Annotated in this window: 8 protein-coding genes; all 8 read right to left on the reverse strand. The window is 63.8% G+C overall.

Annotated elements, in window-relative coordinates:
• A partial coding sequence (locus A2J02_RS09780) for a DUF2637 domain-containing protein (protein ID WP_156516168.1) occupies positions 1 to 439 on the reverse strand: 439 nt, incomplete at its 3' end.
• A gap of 88 nt (positions 440 to 527) precedes the next feature.
• A complete protein-coding gene (locus tag A2J02_RS09785; protein ID WP_032385466.1) occupies positions 528 to 857 on the reverse strand; it encodes a hypothetical protein in 330 nt (109 codons plus the stop codon).
• A 228-nt stretch (positions 858 to 1,085) separates the two neighbouring features.
• Positions 1,086 to 1,706: a recombinase family protein gene (locus A2J02_RS09790; protein ID WP_052056709.1), complete on the reverse strand. Its 621-nt coding sequence runs from the start codon at positions 1,704 to 1,706 to the stop codon at positions 1,086 to 1,088.
• A 374-nt stretch (positions 1,707 to 2,080) separates the two neighbouring features.
• A complete protein-coding gene (locus A2J02_RS09795) occupies positions 2,081 to 2,896 on the reverse strand; it encodes a cytochrome c biogenesis CcdA family protein (protein WP_068049642.1) in 816 nt (271 codons plus the stop codon).
• Positions 2,893 to 3,477, reverse strand: a complete 585-nt coding sequence (locus A2J02_RS09800) for a TlpA disulfide reductase family protein (RefSeq protein WP_068049643.1) — start codon at positions 3,475 to 3,477, stop codon at positions 2,893 to 2,895. The genes A2J02_RS09795 and A2J02_RS09800 overlap by 4 nt, the downstream gene beginning before the upstream one ends.
• A gap of 44 nt (positions 3,478 to 3,521) precedes the next feature.
• The gene (locus tag A2J02_RS09805; protein WP_068049644.1) at positions 3,522 to 4,148 is read right to left on the reverse strand and encodes a TlpA family protein disulfide reductase; all 627 of its coding nucleotides are present in this window, start codon (positions 4,146 to 4,148) and stop codon (positions 3,522 to 3,524) included.
• A gap of 55 nt (positions 4,149 to 4,203) precedes the next feature.
• Positions 4,204 to 4,842 carry a vitamin K epoxide reductase family protein gene (locus A2J02_RS09810; protein ID WP_068049645.1) on the reverse strand — a complete coding sequence of 213 codons (639 nt, stop codon included), beginning with the start codon at positions 4,840 to 4,842 and terminating at the stop codon, positions 4,204 to 4,206.
• Positions 4,817 to 5,208 (reverse strand): DsbA family protein (locus A2J02_RS09815; RefSeq protein WP_156516169.1); only part of this gene is annotated, 392 nt, incomplete at its 5' end. The genes A2J02_RS09815 and A2J02_RS09810, both read right to left, overlap by 26 nt.

Consider the following 5,208-nt stretch of genomic DNA (forward strand, 5'->3'; position numbering starts at 1 on the left):
CGCTCATCGTGAGGACCATCGCTGGCGCTAATGCTGCTATTGCTGCTGCGACGGCGGCGTTGAGAACGGTGGCGGTCAGGACGGCGTGGTAGGCGTTGCCTGCGATGGACAGGATCGCCGAGACTGTCAGCACTGCCACGACGAGTCGCCGGCCTCTTTTGGTGGCGGCGTCGGTGTGTTGAGAGAGAGCGATCCGGATGACGGCTGCGGCGAGGATCGGGCCGTCGAGAGCGACGGGGATGACCCAGGCATCGGCCGGGTGGATGCCGGCCATGACGGCGAGGTCGAGCAGGGTGGAGAAGGAGAGCTTGAAGGATGCTGCGCCGACGACGATGGCGATGGCGAGGCCGGTGATCAGTGCACCGGTAAGGACGCGGGGGTGGACGTCGAGGGTGTCCTCGCTGGTGGAGTCGAGGTCGGGAGTACTAGCGTTGTTCATTGATCGCAGGTCCGTTCTGTGATCGACCGGCCCCGGCGGTGTGTCCGCACTGCCGGGGCCTTTGTGGCCGGATGGGGTACTTGGTTGCTCACAACCGGGCGCGTAGATCCTCGAACCATTGCGCCGCGGTATTGAGATCAGGTAAGTCGATGTCGTACCGAAGACGTTCCAGGGCGTCGACTTCGGTGTAATCGAGGTCAGCGAGCTTGCGCATGTCCTGCAAGATCACGGCGACCGCGAGTAGTTCACCGGTCGACCATGCAGGCCACGGTTCGGCCAGATCGTTGCATCTGCGGGCGAAGTGGGCTTTGGCGAGCCAGTCGGTGGCGTAGCGATCGGCTTGGTGGTGGTCATCGTCGTTCAGCTCCTGGTTGTCATGGCGCGGGCTACCGGCGGGGCCGAGCAGGACCAGCAGCATCGGCGGCTGCGGCGGTCCAGCCGTTCACTCCTACTGGGCGGCACTCGTCGTGATAGACCGACTGGGACGGCACCAGATTCGCCGGGGTCTCGGAGTGCCACTGGTCGCACCAGGCGCACCGAATGACCACCCGTTCGGCGGTCATGACGTCGACTCGACGACGGGGCCGAACTTAGCTCCATCGAGCACACCAATGGCGTGGCGACTGGCGTTGGTGGTCATAGCTTTTCAGCTCCTGGTCGTTGTGGGGCGGGGTGTGGGTACTCCGTCACGCTGCTCGCGGGCACGGATGAGGGCGGCGTATACGGCTGATCGGCTCAGTCCGTACAATTCCATGAGTTTCACGGCACCGAACTCGCCGGATTCGTAGTCCTTGAGGATGCGTTCATGTTGCAGTGCAGTGAGTTTGGGTTTGCGGCCGGTCATCCGGCCCTGCTCTTTGGCGATCGCGACGCCCTCGCGGGTGCGGGCGCGCGTCAGGTCGGCCTCGAACTCCGCCATCGCGCCGAGGACGGTGAAGAACATCTTGCTCGACGGATCGCCGGGGCTGTAGACCTGGCCGCCGTAGATTAACCGTGCACCTTTGGCGTCGAGCTCGGTGACGATGGCGTTCAGGTCGGTGACCGATCGGCCGAGTCTGTCGAGTTTCGTGACCACCAAGGTGTCCCCCTTCCCCACTGCCGCGAGGGCTTCGGCGAGGCCGGGTCGTTCCCGGTTACGTCCGGTGTATCCGCGGTCGGTATAGATGCTGCCGGTATCGACGCCCATCCGGCGAAGTGCTGTGCGCTGCGCTCGCAGATCCTGTCCTCGTGTGGAGCATCGGGCGTACCCGATCAGGTTTTCGTCCACCTGGAGCCCTCCGTCTCGGAATCTGCGATTAAACTGGGATTACTTGCAACACTATCTACCAGGACACCGACAGGCTGGTCGGAGCGTCGACCAATTTGTCAGTTTCAGAAGACGACTGCATTGTTTCAGAAGTGGACTGCACTACCCGCCTTTCAAACGATCGCGAGCGCGTCTCGTTCTACCCGTGCGAGGGTGAAGTTGTCGTGCAGGGCGGGACCGTACTCTCGGGCACCCGACGACCATCGGACGCGTTTCGGGCCGGCAGGCCTGCGGCACCGACAGTCAGATCACGGTCAGATAGATCAATGCGACCCTGAAAATAGTTCGGGCACCCGAACTTCGCAAACGGGGGTTGGCGACACTCCACACTTACCTCAGATAGGCAACACGACGGCAGTGACGAATTCGTTGCGTATCCAGGCGATGAACAGCCCCCATGCGCCTGTCAGGAGCGCGACGCCGACGGCGATCATGATGATGCCGCCCGCTGTCTTGATCTTCTGGGAGTTCCTCCGAAGCCACCCGACGCTGCGCATCGCCGAACTCGAGCCGAACGCAAGGACGACGAACGGCAGGCCCAGTCCCAGACAGTAGGCGACGATGAGAGTGACCCCGCGCGCTGCGGTTGCACCTTCGGTGCCTGCCGCAACGGAGATCACTCCTGCCAGAGTCGGACCCAAACATGGTGTCCAACCGAGAGCGAACACACCACCGAGTAGCGGTGCGCCCGCGAGCGAGGAGATCTGTTGGGGTGCGAATCGGGTGTCGCGTTGAAGGGTGGGAATCAACCCGATGAAGGCCGCACCCATGATGATGGTGATGACGCCGCCGATGCGTTGGAGTACTTGCTCGTTGATGCGCAGTGTGCCGATGACTCCGAAGATCGAGGCTGTGGCGAGGACGAAGACGATCGTGAATCCGGCGACGAACAACGACGCGGCGCCGGCCACACGCCACCGGCGTGCCAGCGGCGCCGAGGGCGCTGTGCTGTTCGGGGTTTCGAGCGATCGGGCATCGGCACCGGCGATGCCCGCCAGGTAGGACAGGTAACCCGGAACCAGCGGCACGACGCATGGGGAAGCGAACGAGACCAGTCCGGCGAGCATGCATGCACCGATCGCCAGCACCAAAGGGCCGCTCGATGCGGCGTTCTGAAATGTCGACCCGATGTCTTGGGCGAGAAGGGTCATTCGGCCGCTATCCGTTCGACGACGGGAAGGAGGTCTTCGGTGAGCAGGGCGCGCATGAAGACCGCCGCCACTCGATGCTGGCGATCGAGTACCAGCGTCGAGGGAATCACGCTGGTCGGGTAATTCCCGCCGAGTGCGATCAGCGTCCGCATCGAGGGGTCGTAGATCGAGGGGTAGGAGACGTTGTTGTCGACGACGAAGTCCTGCGCCTTGTCCTTCTGCGGATCTCGAACATTGATGCCGAGGAACTGCACACCGCGCTGGCGGGTGGATTCGTAGACCTCTTCGAGGTCGTCGGCTTCGCCGCGGCAGGGGCCACACCATTGACCCCAGAGATTGATCACCACTACCTCACCGTCGTAGTCCGACAGAGCGGTGTTTCTGCCCTCCTCCATCAGGTCGGGACCTGCGAGTTCGCCGATGATTCCCCGTGTTTCGGGCGGATCGTAAAAAATGTCGGTTTGGCCACCGGGTGCTACGAAGTCGAAGCTACCGCCGGTCGAGGCGGCGTCGGCACCGACGGAGCATCCGGAGCTCACCACTACGATGGCAAGGATCGATGCTAGTGCCGCGGCAGGCATCGAGACCTGGTGGCGTGTACGTACCCACGTATCTCGGCGACGTCTCATGAGGTGAAATCCTTTACTGCAGTGCGGATCTGATCCGTTGTCTCGAACACCGTGGGGTCGGTCAGACGCACGATGTCCCCGCCCGGTGTGAGGAGGAAGCTCAGGGGCAGAACCGGTGGAGCCGACAGCGCGTTCTGGACGTCGCCGTCGTCGATGTAGTTGGGGTACCGAATGCCTAGTTCCGTGAGCAGCGCGGCCGCATCCTCGGGTCGGTCCTCGACGTCGATTCCGACGACCCGGATCGCGTCGGGTTCGGCGGCGTAGCTGTCGAGTACAGGCATTTCTGTGCGGCACGGGGCGCACCAGGAGGCCCAGAGATTGATCAGAGTCATCTCACCGCCCAGAGCGTCGGCGAGGTCGACTTCGGCGTCGTCGCCGATGCAGCTCGCCGTCACCCCGGCAAGTGGTCCGCGGCGTCCGGGCACCGGAACCGGGCACGGCGACATTGCTGGGTCCGCGGTGGCGGTGGCGGTGCCGGGGTGGGGCGGGCTGGACGGTGTGGGTCCGACCGGCACGATGGTGTTCGTGACGGATGCTCGATCGTCGGCGCTGGACCGGGGCCACAGTGCGACGATCGATGCGACAACAACTATGAGCATGACAATCGACCAGCCGCGCGTCATCGGCCCGACCTTCTCTTTTCAGAGCGCGGCAGAGGGGCCGACGGTTCGTGGCGGGTCATAGCAGCGTGGACCAGTACGGCCAGAAGCGTTGTGCGATCAGGGTGATCAGGGCGAGAAACCACACGGTCAGCGGGATGGAGTGATTGCCGAGCACAGCGTCGGACCACTGCCGGAGAGCGGGTGTGGACCCGGCGCGGTGAAGGTTCCGCAAGGTGACGTACCAGAATATCGGGACGGTGACTGCCCACACTGCCATGCAGTACGGGCACAGGGCGCCGATCTCGTAGAGGCTCTGTCCGATCAGCCAGTGTACGAAAACTGCGGCGGCAGTGACACCGACCTGCAGTGCACCCCAGAACCACTGCGCGAACACAGCACCGGAGACAAGGCCGGCACCTACTGCTGCCACGACGGCGAAGCCTGCGATCCCGAGGAGGGAATTGGGGAATCCGAACACCGACGCCTGATCGGTGTTCATCACCGATCCGCAGTTGAGTACCGGGTTGATGCTGCATGTCGGGGCGTAGGCAGGATCGAGGGCAAGAGCAAACTTTTCCGCCGTGAGTACGAATGCGGCGGTCAGTCCGATCAGCCCTCCCACCAGCAGAACCCAGGGCAGGCTCCGATCGAAAGGCCCGCCCTGACGGGGTCCGGTGGCAGCCGTGGGGTCAGCCGAGTGCAGCGTCGAGGGCATCGGCGAGGTCTCCGTAGGTGGTGGGCTCGATTTTGGTGCCGTTGAGGAAGAAGGTCGGGGTGCCTTGCACGCCGAGCGCTATCCCGTCCGCGACGTCGGCTTCGATGCGGTCGAGTGTCGCAGGGTCGGTGTAGGCGGCATCGAAGGCGCTCATGTCCAGTCCCTGCTCGACTGCGAAACTGCGAAACAGCTCGTCCTGGGGAACCTGCTGCTCACCCCACTGCGCCTGCGTCTCGTACATCCGCTGATACATCGCCTCGAAGCCGCCTTGCTGGGCTGCAGCTTCGACTGCTCGCGCCGCGCGTTCGGCATTGAAGTGCGAGGTGATGGGAAAGTAGCGGGCCACGAAGCTCACCCGGTCGCCGT

The sequence above is a fragment of the Rhodococcus sp. EPR-147 genome (assembly GCF_001647185.1).
Taxonomy (GTDB): Bacteria; Actinomycetota; Actinomycetes; order Mycobacteriales; family Mycobacteriaceae; genus Rhodococcoides.

What these genes read in the sequence shown, in the direction of transcription:
- A2J02_RS09785 (WP_032385466.1), bottom strand. Translation starts at nt 857, where the DNA reads ATGCTGCTGGTCCTGCTCGGCCCCGCCGGTAGCCCGCGCCATGACAAC.
- A2J02_RS09805 (WP_068049644.1), bottom strand. Translation starts at nt 4,148, where the DNA reads ATGACGCGCGGCTGGTCGATTGTCATGCTCATAGTTGTTGTCGCATCG.
- A2J02_RS09795 (WP_068049642.1), bottom strand. Translation starts at nt 2,896, where the DNA reads ATGACCCTTCTCGCCCAAGACATCGGGTCGACATTTCAGAACGCCGCA.
- A2J02_RS09800 (WP_068049643.1), bottom strand. Translation starts at nt 3,477, where the DNA reads ATGCCTGCCGCGGCACTAGCATCGATCCTTGCCATCGTAGTGGTGAGC.
- A2J02_RS09810 (WP_068049645.1), bottom strand. Translation starts at nt 4,842, where the DNA reads ATGCCCTCGACGCTGCACTCGGCTGACCCCACGGCTGCCACCGGACCC.